The organism is Saccharothrix australiensis (assembly GCF_003634935.1).
Taxonomy (GTDB): Bacteria; Actinomycetota; Actinomycetes; order Mycobacteriales; family Pseudonocardiaceae; genus Actinosynnema; species Actinosynnema australiense.
In genome coordinates this window covers 4086533-4102694 of record NZ_RBXO01000001.1, presented here as the reverse complement: position 1 = coordinate 4102694, position 16162 = coordinate 4086533, and the positions used below count along the sequence as shown (strand labels likewise).

The following is a 16162-nucleotide window of genomic DNA, read 5'->3' as shown; positions in this document are numbered from 1 at the left end:
TCGTGGTAAGCCCTTACCGACACCACCGCGCGCCCCTACCGTCACCGACACCGGACGAGGAGGAAAGCGTTGGCACACGGCAGGGTTCTGGTGACAGGTGCGACCGGCAACGTCGGTCGGCAGGTGGTGCGGCAGCTCGCCGATGCGGGGGTGGCGGCACGCGCGCTGACCCGGCGGCCCGGTGCGGTGTTCCCGCCGGGCACCGAGGTGGTGGCCGGCGACCAGTTCTCCCCCGAGGCCGTCCGCGCGGCGACCGACGGCGCGGACGCGGCGTTCCTGGTCTGGCCATCGCCCGACGCGCGCGCGGCCCGAGCGGTCGTGGAGGTCATGGCGGCCCGCGTCGGCCGGATCGTCTTCCTGTCCTCGGGCGCGGTGGACGACCGGCTCGCCGAGCAGGTGCAGCCCATCGCCCGCTACCACGCCGAGGTGGAGCGGGCGATCACGGGGGCCGGTGTGGAGTGGACGTTCCTGCGCGCGCACGGGTTCGCGGCCAACACCCTGCACTGGGCGCCGCAGATCCGCGCCGGCGACGTGGTGCGCGGCGCGTACGGGCGGGCCGCGGCGACGCTCGTCCACGAGGCCGACCTGGCGGCGGTCGCGGTGCGCGCGTTGCTCGACGGCACCCACCACGGCCGGAAGTACGAGGTCACCGGGCCGGAGCTGCTGACGAACATCGAGCGGGTGCGCGCCATCGGCGAGGCGATCGGCCGGCCGCTGCGCTGGCAGGAGGTCTCCCGCGCCGAGGCGCGGGCGCGGCACTGGCTGCCGGCGTCCCTGGTGGACGTGGTGCTGGACGTCGAGGCCGCGATGGTGGACCACCCCTTCCCGCCCACGTCCGCGGTGGCCGAGGTGACCTCCGCGCCCGCGCGGACGTTCCGGGAGTGGTTGGCCGACCACCGCGAGGACTTCCGCTGACCGGCGCCGCGGGCGGTTCCGGACGGCGGTCCGCGCGCCCTGCGGCCCGGAAGGTGAAGCGCGCCAGGCACTTGCCAACGCGCCGCGGCGCGTGCGGGGTCGCGGCGGTCCCGGCGGCCGGACCCGCCACCGTGGCGAACGGGTGAACGCCGTTGCGCGTCGCGTTCGGCCGCCGGCCGATGGGATAGCCTCCCAACCCCCGAGCGACGGGAGGCCGCCATGACCATCGACGTCCAGCAGCCCCGACCCTACGACCTGGTCGACGACACCATCCGGATCGCGGGTGTCGCCGGCGGCGCGTTCGAAGCCGGCTTCTCCTATCGCGTGCACGAGGGCCACGACGAGGTCACCGGCGGGTTCACGGCGGGCGACGGCGTCGGCGGCCACGGCCAGTTCCAGCTCACCGTCGACGTCTCCGGCGCGGCGTTCACGCTCGACCGGCTCTTCGTGGAGGTCTTCCACACCTCGCCCAAGGACGGCGAGGAGTTGGAGAAGGTGGTCGTGCCGGTGCTGTGGGGCACCAAGATCCTGCCCGGCTACCGCGTGTACCTGGAGCACGTCGTGGCCGCCGGCGAGACCCTGTGGGGCATCTCCACGCGCTACTACGGTTCCGGCAACCTCTACCACCGGCTGGTGGCCGCCAACCCGCAGACGATCACCGACCCGAACGTGATCGAGCCCGGCACCGGCCTCCGCGTGCCGCAGAGCTGAGCCGACCGCACGCCGAGGCCCGGCGCGCCGGGCCCGCCGAAGCAGCCGAGCCGGCACCTGCCGACCGCGCGGTCGCTACCCGCGCGGCCCGGCGCCCACGAACGCGACCGCACCGAGCACCACCAGGCAGCCCGCGACCTGCGACCCGCTCGGCCGCTCGCCCAACAGCGCGACACCCATCAGCACCGCGCCGACGGGCTGCGACAGCATCACCGTCGCACCCGTCGCGCTCGGCATCCGGGGCAGCGCCGCGGAGATCAGCAACCAGCCGACGACGTGGCCGAGCAACGCCAGCGCCAGCAGCCACCCCAGCGCGGGCCACCCCGGCGACAGGTCCAGCCGACCGGTCGGCACACCGCTCGCGACCGCCACCACCCCGGCCGACACCGTGGCCAGGAACAGCGTGTGCTCCCGGCTGCCCGGCCCGGTGGCCCGCCGCACCAGCAGCAGGTAGGCGGCGAACGCGAGGCCCGCGCCCAGGGCGCGCACCGCGCCCGACACCGGGTCCGGGCCGAACGCGGGCGTGCCGGCCAGGCCGCCCGCGAGCACGATCCCACCCAGCAGCACCGGGACCGCGACCAGGAACCGGTTCGACGGGCGTTCCCGGTACAGCAGGAACGCCGCCGCCGGCACGATCACCACCTGGATCGACAGCAGCACGGTCGCGATGCCCGCGCCGACGAGCCCGATCGCGTCGCCCCACAGCACGAAGTCGACGCCGAGACCGACACCCGCCAGCAGCGGCAGCAGCAGCCTCCGCCGGGCCGCGCCGCGCCGCCGCTCCCACCACACCAGCACCGCCAGCACCGGCAGGGACAGCAGGCACCGCCAGAAGGCGGTGGTGCTGCCGTTCGCGTCGGACATCCTGATGAACACCGACGACAGCGCCACGCAGCAGCTGCCGGCCAGCGCGAGGAGCACCGGGTTCGCCCGGCGGCGGACCGGTGGCGCGGAGGCGGGACGAGTCGCGGTGCCGGTCACGGGTCCACCCTCTGCGATCCCGACCGTCAAGGACAAGCGAATGTTCTTGAGCGGAACTCGGTAGCATCTCTTCCGTGTTCGGACTGGAGCGGATGCGCGCCCTGCACGCCGTGGCCACCCACGGCACGGTCGCGGCGGCGGCGTCCGCCTTGCACGTCACGCCGTCCGGGGTGTCCCAGCAGCTGGCCAAGCTGGAACGGGAGGCGGGTCAGCGGCTGCTGGAGCCGCACGGCCGCACCGTCCGCCTGACCACCGCCGGGCACGTGCTGGCGGGCCACGCGGCGGACATCCTCGCCCTGGTCGAGAAGGCGCGGTCGGACCTGGAGCTGCTGCGGGAGGACCTCACCGGCCCGCTGCGCGTCGGCGCGATCCCGACCAGCCTGCACGCCCTGCTGCCGCCCGTGCTCGCCGCGCTGCGCGACCGGCACCCCGGCCTGGCGGTGACGCTGCGCGAGGGCGAGGCCGAGGAGACCATGCCGCTGGTGGTCGACGGGCGGCTGGACGTGGCGGTGCTGGAGAGCTGGGAGCACCGCCCGACCACCGTGCCGCCCACGACCTCGCGGACCACCCTGCTGTCCGACGTGGCCGACCTGGTCCTGCCCGCGAGCCACCGGTTGGCGCACCGCAAGGTCGTCGACCTGGCGGAGGTGGACGACATACCGTGGATCGCCTGGAGCGCGGGCTCCGGCTGCCACGACTGGCTCGTGCGGGTGCTGCGGCAGCAGGGCGTGGACGCGCGGATCAGCTGCGCCGTCGGCAGCTACCCGACGCAGATGGCGCTGGTCGCGGGCAACGTGGGCGCGGCCGTCGTGCCCCGGCTCGGCCGCGACCCGGTGCCGGAGGGCGTGCGCGTCCTGGCCACCCGCCCGGCCCTGAACCGCACGATCCACGCGATCAACCGCGCGGAGGACGACGAGCGGGGCGCGATCCGGGCCTGCGTGGACGCGCTGGTCGCGGCGTCGGCCCGCTTCCGGAACCCCGCCTGACGAGCCACGCCCGACGCGCCCCGCCCGACGAAGAACGCCGACCCGGCGCGAGGGGCCGCGCCGAGCCCGGCCCGGTGGTCAGGGCACGCGGTGCTTGCGGCGCAGTTGGGCGGGCACGAGGGCGCCGTAGGCGCGGCGACGCCAGTCCATCACCGACCACGGCGGGGTCAGCTCGTCCAGCGCTTCGATCTCCACCGGCGCGAGGCCCGCCGGGTCGAGCGCCTCCCGGTGGCGGGCGAACACCCGCTCGGTGTAGCGGTGACCGGTGTCGGCCCCGATCACCAGGTGGGTGTGGTCGGGGTGGCGGGCGGACTCCCAGCCGGCCGCCAGGTCGGCCGCGCCGGTGGACAGGCCCGCGAACACCGCGTGGTCGCGCAGCAGGGCGACGGTGGCGGACATGGCGTGCCGGAAGTCCAGCCAGTGCACCCGGTCGTAGAGGTCGTGCCGGACGTTGTCGAACGGGATGGCGCTGCCGATGCCCGCGATGATCGAATCCGGGTCGACGAACCGCTCGCTGCCGAACGTCACGCTGCCGAACGGCTGCACGCCCACCAGCCGGACCGCCGGGTCGTGCTCGCGCAGCGCCCGCACCAGGCCGCCGGTGGACGAGCCGGTGCCCACGCTGCCCACCACGGCCAGCGGCCCTGGGTCGAGCGCCTCCCGCACCAGGTCGGCCAGCTCCGCGTAGCCCAGGTAGTGCACGGGGTCGTGGTACTGGCGCATCCAGTGCATGTCCGGGTGCCGCTCCAGCAGCTCCCGCACGCGGGCGACGCGACGGCGCTGGTCGAGCCGCAGGTCGTCGGACGGCGGCATCCGGTCCACGGTCGCGCCCAGCACCTCCAGTTGCGCCCGGATGGTGGCGTCGACCGTCGTGGACGCCACGATGTGGCAGCGCAGCCCGTACCGGTGGCAGGCCATCGCGAGGGCGAGCGCGTAGATGCCGCTGGAGCTGTCCACCAGCGTCTGTCCTCTTCGGACGGTGCCGGCGGCGAGCAGCGCGCGCACCGCGCCCAGCGCCGCGTACACCTTCAGCGTCTCGAACCGGACCAGCACCACGTTGGGCGACAGCCGGATCAGCGAGGGCGTCTTCACCGCGTCGGTGATGTGCTCGTGCACGGCGATCACGGGCGCACCCGCCGATCGGTCGCGGCCGGGTCGTCGGCGCGCGGCGGGCGACGGGCGGCTCGCGCACGTCCGTGGAGCAGGACGTCGGCGAACACCGCCCGCGGGTCGGCTTCCTCGTACCAGTGCATGGTCCTCCGCTCGTACGCGTCCCACGTACGAGTCGGACGGGGCGGCGCGCCGGTTCCCGGCCACCTCGACATCCCGCCGCGGTGCACCCGGATGGCCGCCGCCAGGTCCGCCAAGGTGAGGACCGGCGCACCGCTGGAGAAGACCGCCACCACCGCGACAGCCCCGACCCCCACACCGGCACCGGCACCCGACGACCTGCCGGCCACACCGCACATACGGACACCCGACGACCCGATGGTCGGATGATCGACGGAATCCGCGGTCCGTTGACGCGTGCGCCGACCGTGCCTATAAAGATCCGGACCACGGGTGTGAGCCGCGACACCCGGAGCCCACCGCCCCGAAGGGTCCCCCTGGCATGAGAAGACACCTGTCGGCACTGCTCGCGGCCTGCGCGGTGGCCCTGTGCGCCCCGCCCGCCGAGGCCGCGGCGGCGCGGGTGACCGCCGCGTTCGGCCAGGACTCGGTGTGGAGCACCGGCTACCGCGGCGGGTTCGCGCTCACCAACACCGGCGACGCCGAGACCGCCGGCTGGGTCGTGGAGTTCGACCTCCCGGCCGGTTCGACCGTCACCAACTCGTGGAACTCCGCGCTCACCCGCACCGGGCAGCGGTACCGGTTCGCCAACGCCGCGTCCAACGGCCGCATCCGCCCCGGCGGCACCGCCGGGTTCGGGTTCACCGTCAGCGGATCCGGCCTCCCCACCGGCTGCACCGTCGACGGGGTCGCGTGCGGCGGCGTGCCCGTCCCCGACACCGCGCCGCCGAGCGCCCCCGGCGGGCCGCGCGTGACCGGCGTGACGGCGGGCTCGGTCTCGTTGGCGTGGCGGGCCGCCACCGACGACGTCGGCGTCACCGACTACCAGGTGCTCGACGGGTCGACGGTGGTCGCGACCGCCACGGCCACCACCGCCACCGTCACCGGGCTGCTGCCCGGCGCCGGCTACGCGTTCACCGTCCGCGCCCGCGACGCGGCGGGCAACACCTCCCCGCCCAGCACGGCCGTCCACGCCACCACCGGCGCGCCCGACGGCGGGTCCACCGCGGACGTCTCGACCGCCGCCGAGCTGCGGGCCGCCCTCGCCGACGCCGTGCCCGGCCGGACGATCCGCCTCGCGGCGGGCGTCTACCGCGGCGCGTTCACGGCCACCCGGCCCGGCACGGCGTCCGCGCCGATCACGCTCACCGGGCCCGCCGACGCCGTCCTGGTCAACGACGGCCCGTCGGGGGCCGGGCAGTCCTGCCCGACGCCGACCGCCGGCGGGCACCCCGGTTACGGGCTGTGGCTGCACGGCGCGCCGCACTGGAACCTGACCGGGTTCACCGTGCGGGACTCGAAGAAGGGCATCGTCGTCGACGACTCCCACCACACGGTGATCACGCGGGTGTCGGTGCACCACGTGGCCGAGGAGGGCGTGCACTTCCGGCGCTCGTCGGCGGACGGCGTGCTGCGCGACTCGACCGTCACCGACACCGGGCTGGCCCAGCCGGGTTACGGCGAGGGCGTCTACATCGGCTCGGCGCACTCAAACTGGGACTGCCACGGCAACTCCGGCGGCGTCGACCGCAGCGACCGCGTCCGGGTGCTGGGCAACCGGATCGGGCCGGGCGTCGCGGCGGAGCCCGTCGACGTCAAGGAGGGCACGTCCGACGGGGTCATCCGCGGCAACACCTTCGACGGCAGCGGCATCTCCGGCCAGAACTCCGCCGACTCGTGGATCGACGTGAAGGGCGTCCGCTACGCGATCGAGGACAACACGGGGACGTTCGCCGCGCCGGGCGCGTTCGCCAACGGCTACGAGACGCACAACCCGGCCACCACGCCGTCGTTCCCCAACGGCTGCGGCAACGTCTGGCGCGGCAACCGCTCCGACCTCGGCGGGGTCGGCCGGTACGCCGTGAAGGTCACCTCCACCTCGAAGTGCGCCGGGCTGCCCAACGTCGTGCACGCGTCGAACACCGTGACGCGGGCGGTCGTCGGGCTGACCAACATCGCCGTCACGCCGTGACGGCTCAGCCGCCCGCGCGGGCCGCCCGGCAGGCGGCGCGGTGGGCGTGCCCGCGCCGTCCGGGCAGGACCAGGGCGCCGTCGGTGACGAGCACGAACCGCTCCAGGCCCGGCACGCAGACGTTCAGCACGGCCAGGTGGTCGGTGACGTGCCGCGGCCAGGCCCACGCGCGGTGCCCGGCGCGGTCCAGGCGGTCCAGCAGGGCGTCGAGGTGGCCCTGCGGGGTGGCGGGGGCGTCGGTGTCGGCGAACGCCACCTCCCGCACGTCGCCGGGGCCGGTCAGGTCGGCCAGGTGGCAGCGGTGCAGCACGGTGTGTGCGGTGGTCCGCAAGCGGCGCGCGGGCCGCGGTTCGGGTTCGTGGGTGGCGACGCCGTGGATCTGGATCAGCTCGGTCAGGGCGCGCTCGGCGGCGCGGCGGGCCGACAGCGACGCGCCGCACCCCCGGACGCGGGCGGGCACGCCTTGGTCGGCGGGCACGTGCGCCCAGTAGGCGGGCACGCCCAGGTCGGTGGTCATGTCGACCAGGTGCACCGGCCGCCGCACCAGTTCGCGGGCCCGCCGGTGCAGGTCGGCGAGGTCGGTCGGCAGGGTCTCGGGGCGGACCACGCGCAGCGGCGCGGGCACGGGCGCGAGGAAGCGCTCGACGAGCAACAACGACATGGCGTCGCGCTCGACGATCTCGTTGACCGCGTGCACGGCGGCGTCGGTCGCGGTGACGCCGGCGGCCCAGCCGCTGTTGAAGCAGTAGCGGCGGGCGGCGGAGTAGTCGTAGGTGTCGCCGAGCGCCTCGCGCGCGGCGGCCAGGCCGGGGCGCAGGTAGTCGGGGGTGGACAGGACGAGCGGCAGGTCGCGCCGGGAGCCGTCGAGCAGGTCCCGGTAGGGCAGGCACCCCAGCGGCCGGTCGGGGCCCGCCGCGAGCAGGGCGAGCACGGCGTCGCCGGTCGGGTCCTCCGCGACCTCGTGCGCGCGGGCCACCCGCACCCGGTCCAGGGCGACCTCGCTGCCGAGGTGGTGCTCCAGCGCTTCGAACAGCGCACCGACCCGAGCGGCGGCGTCGACGCCCTTGCCCGCGCCGACGCCCTCGGGCGTCGGGCGGCCGTCGCGGTGCAGCGCGCACACCCACGCGCCCGGCTCCCCCGGCGGCACCGGCCGCAGCCGGGCGGTCAGCCCCAGCTCGGCGACGGCGCGCCGACCGTGCCACCAGGCCAGGTCGAGGTCGACGGCGCGTTCACCGGACCGCGTGCCGACCCCGCTCGCGGTGGCGGTCGCGCCGGTGGTCGGTGATGGGCACATGGCCGCTCCTCGGGTGTGCTGGGAGGTGGCGGGCGCGGGCGTGCCGACCGCGCCGACGGCCACCGCGCCGTGCGACGGCCGTGCGCGGGCGGAGGACCCGTGAGCGGTCCCCCGCCCGCGTGCGGGGTTTCAGCGCGCGACCACCGGCCCCTGCTCCTCCAGTTCGGCCAGCGCCTGCTGCTCCTCCACCGTCAACGACACCTCGGCGCTGTCGTCGTCCCAACGCCAGTCCCTGTAGAAACCCATGACGAACTCCCTGCACGTTGTGGTCGAACGGGCGTGGAACACCGCCGCCCGCCTTCCGGCCTACTCGTGACGCACCGGCGGCGGCGCGGATTCGACCGCATCGACGGACACCCACCGCTCAGGGGTCGGACGCCCCGGCCGGCGTTGACCCGACGTCACGACCGCCCGCCACCGGGTCGACCGGGCGGTCCGACGCGCAGGGGCTCCGCCGATCTCCGCCGAGCCCGGCGGGCGCGGTCGTTCACCCGTCACCGCGACCAGCCGGCCACCGCACCGGCGGCCCCGGTACGCGCCCGGCTCGGTGGAGCGCGGCCGGACGGGGCCCGACCGGGTGCGGGCCACCGGCACCTCCGGCACGTCCGCCGCACCGCCACGGGGTCCTCCACCGCCCCCACGCCCTCGCCGACCAACCGCACCCCGGCCCCCACGACCTCCCACACCGGCGACGGGTCGACGAGCGTCACCGCACCCGGTCCGGCGAGCGCGGCGAGGTCGGCCCACCCGCGGCCGGGTCGGCCAACGCCGCGCGCACCCCGGCGGCGATCTCGACGTCCTCCCGCGCCTCGATGACCCACACGCCCACCGCCGAGCCCTCCGCCGCGATGGGCGCGTCACCGCCCGACCGGCCGTGGTTGCGCCGCTCGTCCAGCTCCGCGCCCAGGAAACCCAGGCCCTCGACGGTCCGCGCCCGCACCGCGGCGTCGTGCTCGCCCACCCCGCCGGTGAACACCAGCAGGTCCAGGCCGCCCAGCGACGCCGTCATGGCCGCGACCCCCTGCCGCAGCCGGTGGACGAACACCTCCAGCGCGAGCGCGGCGTCGCGGGAGCCCGCGTCCGCCGCCCGGTGCACCTCCCTCAGGTCGGCGCTGCCCGCGACGCCGAGCAGGCCCGACCCGTGCTCCAGCCCCTCGTCCAGCTCCGCCACGCCGAGCCGGCCGGTGCGCAGCAGCCACGTCAGCAGGCCGGGGTCCACGTCACCGCTGCGGGTGGCCATCACCAGGCCCGCGAGCGGGGTGAAGCCCATCGTCGTGTCGACCGAACGCCCGTCGCGGACCGCCGCCAGCGAGCACCCCGCGCCGAGGTGGCAGGTGACCACGCGCGACCCGCCGCCGGCCAGCGCCACCGCGCGCCGCGCCGCGTAGGCGTGCGACAGGCCGTGGAAGCCGTAGCGGCGCAGGCCCCAGTCCCGCCGCCACGGCGCGGGCAGCGCGTAGGTGCGGGCGGCGGCGGGCATGGTGTGGTGGAACGCCGTGTCGAAGCACGCCACCTGCGGCACGTCCGGCAGGGCGGCGGTGGCGGCGGCGATGCCCGCCAGCGCCCTCGGCTGGTGCAGCGGGGCGAGGTCGGTCAGCCGCTCGATGCCCGCGCGCACCCGCTCGTCCACCACGACCGGCGCGGTGAAGTCCGGCCCGCCGTGCACCACGCGGTGGCCCACGGCGACGACCTCCGGCGCGTCGGCGAGGAAGTCGGCGACGCCGCCGGTGCCGTCCCACCGCTCGACGTGCCGCTGGGCCTGCACCGAGTCGTCCTCGCCCAGCACGGACAGCTTCAGGCTCGACGAGCCCGCGTTGACCACCAGGACCCCACCGCCCACCGGCACGCCGCCCATCAGTACGGCCACGCCCACTCGCGGATCTCGGGCAGGTCCTCGCCGTGCTCGCGGATGTGGGTGTGGTGCCGGGCGCGCTGGTCGGTCATGAGCTGGCGCAGCCCGGCGGCCCGCACCCCGAGCGCGGGCACGCGGTCCACCACGTCGACGACCAGGCGGTAGCGGTCCATGTCGTTGAGCACCAGCATGTCGAACGGCGTGGTGGTGGTGCCCTCCTCCTTGTAGCCGCGCACGTGGATGTTGTGGTGGTTGGCGCGGCGGTAGGTCAGGCGGTGGATCAGCCACGGGTAGCCGTGGTAGGCGAAGATCACCGGCTTGTCCGGGGTGAACAGCGCGTCGAACTCCCGGTCGGTCATGCCGTGCGGGTGCTCGGTGTCCGGTTGCAGGCGCATCAGGTCGACCACGTTGACCACCCGCACGTCCAGCTCCGGCAGGTGCTCGCGCAGCAGCGCGGCGGCGGCCATGACCTCCATCGTCGGCGCGTCGCCCGCGCAGGCCAGCACCACGTCGGGTTCGTCCTCGGCGGTGCCCGCCCAGTCCCAGATGCCCGCGCCGCGCGCGCAGTGCAGCGCCGCCTCCTCCGGTCCGAGCCAGTCCGGCGTGAGGTTCTTGCCCGCGACCACGACGTTGACGTAGTCGCGGCTGCGCAGGCAGTGGTCGGCCACCGACAGCAGGGTGTTGGTGTCCGCCGGCAGGTAGACCCGCACCACCTCGGCCTTCTTGTTCATCACGTGGTCGATGAAGCCCGGATCCTGGTGGGAGAAGCCGTTGTGGTCCTGCCGCCACACGTGCGAGGACAGCAGGTAGTTCAGCGACGCCACCGGCCGCCGCCACGCCAGCCGCCGGTGCACCTTGAGCCACTTCGCGTGCTGGTTGAACATCGAGTCCACGATGTGCGTGAACGCCTCGTAGCAGTTGAACAACCCGTGCCGCCCGGACAGCAGGTAGCCCTCCAGGAAACCCTGGCACAGGTGCTCCGACAGCACCTCCACCACCCGGCCGCCGGCCTCCAGGTGCTCGTCGGTCGGCAGCCGCTGGGCCTGCCACTGCTTCCCGGTCACCTCGTACACCGCGTCCAGCCGGTTCGACGCGGTCTCGTCCGGCCCGAACAGCCGGAAGTTGCGCTCCTCGGCGTTGAGCGCCATCACGTCGCGCAGCATCCGGCCCAGGGCACGGGTGGGCTCGGAGTTCGTGGTGCCGTGCTTGGCGACCTCCACCGCGTACGGCGCGGTGCCGGGCATCCGCAGCGCGCGCAGCAGCAGGCCGCCGTTGGCGTGCGGGGACGCCCCCATGCGCAGGTCGCCGCGCGGTGCGAGGTCCAGCAGCTCCGGCCTGGGCCGCCCCCGCTCGTCGAACAGCTCCTCGGGCCGGTAGGACCGCAGCCACCGCTCCAGCAGCCGCAGGTGCTCGGGGTTGTCCCGGACACCCGACAGCGGCACCTGGTGGGACCGCCACGTGCCCTCCACCGGCAGACCGTCCACTTCGGACGGACCGGTCCAGCCCTTCGGGCTGCGCAGCACGATCATCGGCCAACGCGGGCGCTCGGCGCTCCCGGCGCGGGCGGCCTCCCGGATGCGGGCGATGTCGTCCACGACGCCGTCCAGCGCCTCGGCCATCCGGGCGTGCATCGCCGCCGGGTCGTCGCCCTCCACGTACGACGGCGCGTAGCCGTAGCCGCGCAGCAGCGCGTCCAGCTCCTCGTGCGGTATGCGCGCGAGCAGCGTCGGGTTGGCGATCTTGTAGCCGTTGAGGTGCAGGATCGGCAGCACCGCCCCGTCGTGGGCGGGGTCCAGGAACTTGTTGCCGTGCCAGCTCGCCGCCAGCGGACCGGTCTCCGCCTCGCCGTCGCCCACCACGCACGCCACCAGCAGGTCGGGGTTGTCGAACGCCGCGCCGAACGCGTGCGCCAGCGAGTAGCCCAGCTCGCCGCCCTCGTGGATCGAGCCCGGCACCTCGGGCGCGACGTGGCTGGGCACCCCGCCGGGGAACGAGAACTGCCGGAACAGCGCCCGCATCCCGTCGCCGTCGCGCGGCACGTCCGGGTAGTTCTCGGAGTACGAGCCCTCCAGCCAGGTGTTGGCCAGCAGCGCCGGACCGCCGTGACCGGGGCCGGTCACGAACAGCACGGCCCGCCCGCGCGCCCGGATCACCCGGTTCAGGTGCGCGTACACGAAGTTCAGGCCCGGCGTCGTGCCCCAGTGCCCCAGCAGGCGGGGCTTGATGTGCGCCGGTGTCAGCGGCTCGGTCAGCAGCGGGTTGTCCAGCAGGTAGATCTGGCCCGCCGACAGGTAGTTCGCGGCCCGCCAGTAGGCGTCGACCAGCGACAGGTCCGCTGCGGTGTTGCCCGTCATCTCTCTCCCCGGCGTCGTGGGCGTTCGGGTCAGGTCGTGGGCGTTCCGGTCAGTCCGTCGAGGGCGGGCGCACCACGGCCAGCGGGCACGGCGAGTGGTGGACCAGGGTCTGGCTGGTGGACCCGAGCAGCATCCCCTTGAAGCCGCCCCGGCCCCGGCTGCCCACCACCAGCAGGCGGGCGTCCGCCGCGAGCGCCGGCAACGCGCGCGCCGGCCGTTCGCGCACCACCACGCGGTCCACCCTGACATCCGGGTACCGCTCCTGCCACCCGGCGAGGCGTTCGGCCAGCACGCGGCGCTCCTCGTCCTCCACCCGCGCCCACTCCACCGCGAGCCGGTCGCCGTACGGCCCGTCGACCGCGAAGTCGGTCCACGCGTGCACGGCCGTCAGCGGTGCGCCGCGCGTCGACGCGGCCTCGAACGCGAACGCCACGGCCTGCTCGCTCGCCGGCGAGCCGTCCACCCCGACCACCACCGGGCCCCCGGCGGGCGTCGCACCGCGCACCACCACGACGGGGCACTCGCCGTGCGTCACGACGGCCACCGCGACCGAGCCGACCAGCACGCCCGCGAACCCGCCGAGCCCGCGCGACCCGAGCACGACCAGTCGCGACCGCTTGGACTCCCACACCATCGCGCCCGCCGCGCCGGAGTGCTCCAGCGACACCACGACCTCGACGTCGGCCGCGGCGCGGGCGGCGGCCTCCGCCTCGGCCAGCCACCGCCTGCCCTGCTCCTCCAGGGCCTGGCGCACCTCGTGCCCGATGAGGATGACGTCCGGGTAGCCACGCGTGGGCAGCAGGTAGGCGTGCACGAGCTTGAGCGGCACGCGGTGCCGGGCGGCCTCCTCGGCGGCCCACCCGACAGCCGTCAGCGCCGACGCCGAACCGTCCACGCCCACCACGATCGGAACGCTCATGCCGCAATCCTTTCCGAAGTGCACCGAACCCGCGCGTCGACGGCAACGACGCCGGGCGCGCCCCGGCAGGCGGTACGCGGTCCGAGGTCCCGACCGGCCGGGGCCCTTCGGCCGGGGTGCGCGTGCGACCGGCGGGGCGGGCGGAGCAGGCCCTGCGCGCCTTCGGCAGGGCACTTCGGCCCTGTCCGGTGGCGTGCCCGACCGGGGAGGGTGAAGATCGGGGGTCACGACGACGGCGAGGTGGGTGCGGTGGGCGCGAGGGTGTTCCTGGTGGACGACCACGAGGTGGTGCGGGTCGGGGTCAGGGAGCTCCTGAACGACGCGGACGACCTGGAGGTCGTCGGCGAGGCCGGTTCGGTGGCCGAGGCGCTGGCCCGCGTGCCGGTCAGCGAGGCGGACGTGGCCGTGCTGGACGTGCGCCTGCCCGACGGCAACGGCATCGAGCTGTGCCGCGAGCTGCGGTCGCGGCTGCCGGAGCTGCGGTGCCTCATGCTGACCTCGTTCACCGACGACGAGGCGCTGTTCGACGCGATCATGGCGGGGGCGGCGGGTTTCGTGCTCAAGCGCATCGTGGGCACCGACCTGGTGTCGGCCGTGCGCACGGTGGCCGCCGGCGAGTCCCTGCTCGACGCCCGGTCGACGTCGGCGCTGCTCAGCCGCATCCGGCGGGAACGCGAGGAGGGCGACCCGGTCCGCGCGCTGACCGAGCAGGAACGGGTGGTGCTCGACCACATCGGCAACGGGCTGACCAACCGGCAGATCGCCGAGCGGATGTTCCTGGCGGAGAAGACCGTCAAGAACTACGTCTCCCACCTGCTGACCAAGCTCGGGCTGGAGCGCCGCACCCAGGCCGCCGTCCTGGCGACGCGCCTGCGCCGACCCGCCTCGTCGTCCCGCGAGGACGGCTGACCCCAGCACGGCACTGCGGGGGTGGGGCACTGCGGGGGTGGGGCACTGTGGGATCGGCGCTGCGGGATCGGGCGCTGCCGGGTCGGGCGCGGCGGGCAGCCCTGGCGATCGGGGCGGGGCGGACCGCACGCCTCGGGGCACGGCGCGGCGGCGGCGCCCGCCCGGACCGTCAGGACAGCGGAACCCGCCACGCGAGCCGCGTGCCACCGCCGGCCTCGCCGGTGACCGCCAGCGTCCCACCCAGCCCCTCCGCCCGCCGCTGGAGGTTGTGCAACCCGCTCCGCGCGACCTGGTCCGGCATGCCGACCCCGTCGTCCACCACCGTGATCGTCAGGTGGTCGCCCGCCTCGACGGTCACCGTCAGCTCCGCGGCGCGGGCGTGCCGGACCGCGTTGCTCACCGCCTCGCGCACCACCGCCTCGGCGTGCTCGGCGACGTCGTCGGGCACCGAGTTGTCGACCGTGCCGGTCATCCGCACCGACGCCCGCAGCGCCGCGGGCGCGGTCAGCTCCGACACCAGGTCCAACAACCTGCGCCGCAGGCCGGGCGCGTCGTCGGCGCCCTGGAGGTCGAAGATCGTCGTCCGGATCTCCAGCACGGTCTCGTCCAGCTGCCGCACCGCGCGCTCCACCCGCTCCCGCACGGGCGGCTGCCGGATCGCGCCCAGCGCGCCCTGGAGGCTCATCCCGGTGGCGAACAGCCGCTGGATCACGTGGTCGTGCAGGTCGCGGGCGATGCGCTCGCGGTCCTCCAGCAGCTCCACCAGGCTCCGCGCCCGCTGGTTCTCCGCGAACTCCAGCGCCACCGCCGCCTGGTCGGCGAACGACGCCAGCAGCGGCACCTGGTCCGGCCCGAACCGCGCCGCGCCCTTGTCCCGCGCCACGAGCAGCACGCCGCGCACCGTCGACCCGGTCCGCAGCGGCACCGCCACACCCGGACCCGCGTCGACCAGGTCCACGCCCAGCCTGCCGTCGAGGTCGTCGACGAGCACCGGCACGGCCGACGCCAGCACCTCCGCCACGAGCGGCCCGCCGCCCGGCACGTCACCGACCAGCGACTCGGCCCGCGTGCCCGCGCCCGCCGCGACGCGCAGCCGCCCACCGTCCTCGGCCAGCACGATCAGCGCCGACGACGCCGCCGCCAGCTCCCGCGTCCGCCGGGCGACCAGCTCCAGCGCGTCCTGCTCCGACGCGCCGCCCAGCAGCACGGAGTTGATCTCGGCCGCGGCCTCCAGCCTGCGCTCCCGCATCCGGGACCGCTCGAACAGCCGGGCGTTCTCGATCGCCACGCCGGCCGCCGCCGCCAACGCCGCCAGCACCACCTCGTCGTCGGCGGTGAAGTCCGACCCGTCGGTCTTCTCCGCCATGTACAGGTTGCCGAACACCTCGTCGCGCACGCGCACCGGCACGCCCAGGAAGCTGTGCATCGGCGGGTGGTTGGGCGGGAAGCCCACCGACGCGGGGTGCGTGCCCAGGTCGTGCAGGCGGATCGGGCGCGGGTCCTTGATCAGCACGCCGAGCAGGCCCTTCCCCTCCGGCAGGTGGCCCATGCGCGACCTGGTCACGGCGTCGATGCCGACGTGCACGAACTCCGCCAGGTCCGCCCGCGTGCCCAGCACGCCCAGCGCGCCGTACCGCGCGCCCACCAGGTCGGCCGCGACCTGGACGATCCGCTGCAACGTCGAGTCCAGCTCCAGGCCGGCGCCCACGGCGAGCACGGCGTCCAGCAGGCGCTGCATCTTGTCCCGCGTCGACCCGATCTCGGTCAGCCGCTCGCGCATCTCGTCCAGCAACTCGTCCAGCCGCAGCCCGCCGAGCAGGCGGTGCGGTGGACCCCCGTCCGGTCCGGTCACGGGCAGCAGCCTCGCACGACCGCACCGGGCGGCCAACTCGTGCCACCGGCGGGCCGTCGCTCGCGGCCGCTCCCGCACACCGCCGACGACCGCGCCCGCGAGCCACCGCGCACTCCCCGGACGCGCG

Annotated in this window: 13 protein-coding genes; 5 read left to right on the top strand and 8 right to left on the bottom strand. The window is 75.4% G+C overall.

The window, feature by feature from the left end:
* The first annotated feature begins 90 nt into the window (after positions 1 to 90).
* Together C8E97_RS17630 and C8E97_RS17625 are read left to right on the top strand one after the other, a co-directional pair.
* Entirely contained in the window at positions 91 to 915 is an 825-nt protein-coding gene (locus tag C8E97_RS17630) for an SDR family oxidoreductase (RefSeq protein WP_246018960.1), read from the top strand.
* A gap of 219 nt (positions 916 to 1134) precedes the next feature.
* Complete coding sequence (locus tag C8E97_RS17625; RefSeq protein ID WP_121006708.1) at positions 1135 to 1626, top strand: Gmad2 immunoglobulin-like domain-containing protein; 492 nt, start codon at positions 1135 to 1137, stop codon at positions 1624 to 1626.
* 75 nt (positions 1627 to 1701) lie between these two features.
* Here C8E97_RS17625 and C8E97_RS17620 read toward each other — a convergent pair whose 3' ends face one another.
* Positions 1702 to 2607, bottom strand: coding sequence for a DMT family transporter (locus C8E97_RS17620; RefSeq protein ID WP_246018959.1), 906 nt, complete (start codon positions 2605 to 2607; stop codon positions 1702 to 1704).
* 74 nt (positions 2608 to 2681) lie between these two features.
* Here C8E97_RS17620 and C8E97_RS17615 point away from each other — a divergent pair, with 74 nt between their 5' ends.
* Positions 2682 to 3593 carry a LysR family transcriptional regulator gene (locus C8E97_RS17615; protein ID WP_121006706.1) on the top strand — a complete coding sequence of 304 codons (912 nt, stop codon included), beginning with the start codon at positions 2682 to 2684 and terminating at the stop codon, positions 3591 to 3593.
* A 78-nt stretch (positions 3594 to 3671) separates the two neighbouring features.
* Here C8E97_RS17615 and C8E97_RS17610 read toward each other — a convergent pair whose 3' ends face one another.
* Positions 3672 to 4709: a cysteine synthase family protein gene (locus tag C8E97_RS17610; protein WP_211347246.1), complete on the bottom strand. Its 1038-nt coding sequence runs from the start codon at positions 4707 to 4709 to the stop codon at positions 3672 to 3674.
* 5 nt (positions 4710 to 4714) lie between these two features.
* Positions 4715 to 5020: a hypothetical protein gene (locus C8E97_RS17605; protein WP_147455152.1), complete on the bottom strand. Its 306-nt coding sequence runs from the start codon at positions 5018 to 5020 to the stop codon at positions 4715 to 4717.
* A 185-nt stretch (positions 5021 to 5205) separates the two neighbouring features.
* Between C8E97_RS17605 and C8E97_RS17600 the strand changes: the two genes are divergently transcribed.
* Entirely contained in the window at positions 5206 to 6855 is a 1650-nt protein-coding gene (locus tag C8E97_RS17600) for a cellulose binding domain-containing protein (RefSeq protein WP_121006703.1), read from the top strand.
* A 4-nt stretch (positions 6856 to 6859) separates the two neighbouring features.
* Here C8E97_RS17600 and C8E97_RS17595 read toward each other — a convergent pair whose 3' ends face one another.
* The 4 genes from C8E97_RS17595 to C8E97_RS17575 all read right to left on the bottom strand — a co-directional run bounded on the left by C8E97_RS17595 (position 6860) and on the right by C8E97_RS17575 (position 13274).
* Positions 6860 to 8149: a YcaO-like family protein gene (locus C8E97_RS17595; protein WP_121006702.1), complete on the bottom strand. Its 1290-nt coding sequence runs from the start codon at positions 8147 to 8149 to the stop codon at positions 6860 to 6862.
* Positions 8150 to 8855: 706 nt separating this feature from the next.
* Complete coding sequence (locus C8E97_RS17585) at positions 8856 to 10016, bottom strand: acetate/propionate family kinase (protein WP_425470540.1); 1161 nt, start codon at positions 10014 to 10016, stop codon at positions 8856 to 8858.
* Positions 10004 to 12355, bottom strand: a complete 2352-nt coding sequence (locus C8E97_RS17580; RefSeq protein WP_121006700.1) for a phosphoketolase family protein — start codon at positions 12353 to 12355, stop codon at positions 10004 to 10006. Before C8E97_RS17580 ends, C8E97_RS17585 begins: the two co-directional genes overlap by 13 nt.
* A gap of 49 nt (positions 12356 to 12404) precedes the next feature.
* Complete coding sequence (locus C8E97_RS17575; protein ID WP_121006699.1) at positions 12405 to 13274, bottom strand: universal stress protein; 870 nt, start codon at positions 13272 to 13274, stop codon at positions 12405 to 12407.
* Between the two features lie 249 nt (positions 13275 to 13523).
* Between C8E97_RS17575 and C8E97_RS17570 the strand changes: the two genes are divergently transcribed.
* Positions 13524 to 14183 (top strand): response regulator, encoded by a 660-nt coding sequence (locus C8E97_RS17570; RefSeq protein WP_121011748.1) that lies wholly within the window; start codon positions 13524 to 13526, stop codon positions 14181 to 14183.
* 169 nt (positions 14184 to 14352) lie between these two features.
* Here the strand turns inward: C8E97_RS17570 and C8E97_RS17565 are convergent, their stop codons facing one another.
* Positions 14353 to 16035 (bottom strand): sensor histidine kinase, encoded by a 1683-nt coding sequence (locus C8E97_RS17565; protein WP_246018958.1) that lies wholly within the window; start codon positions 16033 to 16035, stop codon positions 14353 to 14355.
* Positions 16036 to 16162: the final 127 nt, after the last annotated feature.

Bases quoted from the DNA above. Each gene is read 5' to 3' on its own strand.
- C8E97_RS17625 (WP_121006708.1), top strand. From the start codon at position 1,135: ATGACCATCGACGTCCAGCAGCCCCGACCCTACGACCTGGTCGACGAC.
- C8E97_RS17600 (WP_121006703.1), top strand. From the start codon at position 5,206: ATGAGAAGACACCTGTCGGCACTGCTCGCGGCCTGCGCGGTGGCCCTG.
- C8E97_RS17595 (WP_121006702.1), bottom strand. From the start codon at position 8,149: ATGTGCCCATCACCGACCACCGGCGCGACCGCCACCGCGAGCGGGGTC.
- C8E97_RS17580 (WP_121006700.1), bottom strand. From the start codon at position 12,355: ATGACGGGCAACACCGCAGCGGACCTGTCGCTGGTCGACGCCTACTGG.
- C8E97_RS17575 (WP_121006699.1), bottom strand. From the start codon at position 13,274: ATGAGCGTTCCGATCGTGGTGGGCGTGGACGGTTCGGCGTCGGCGCTG.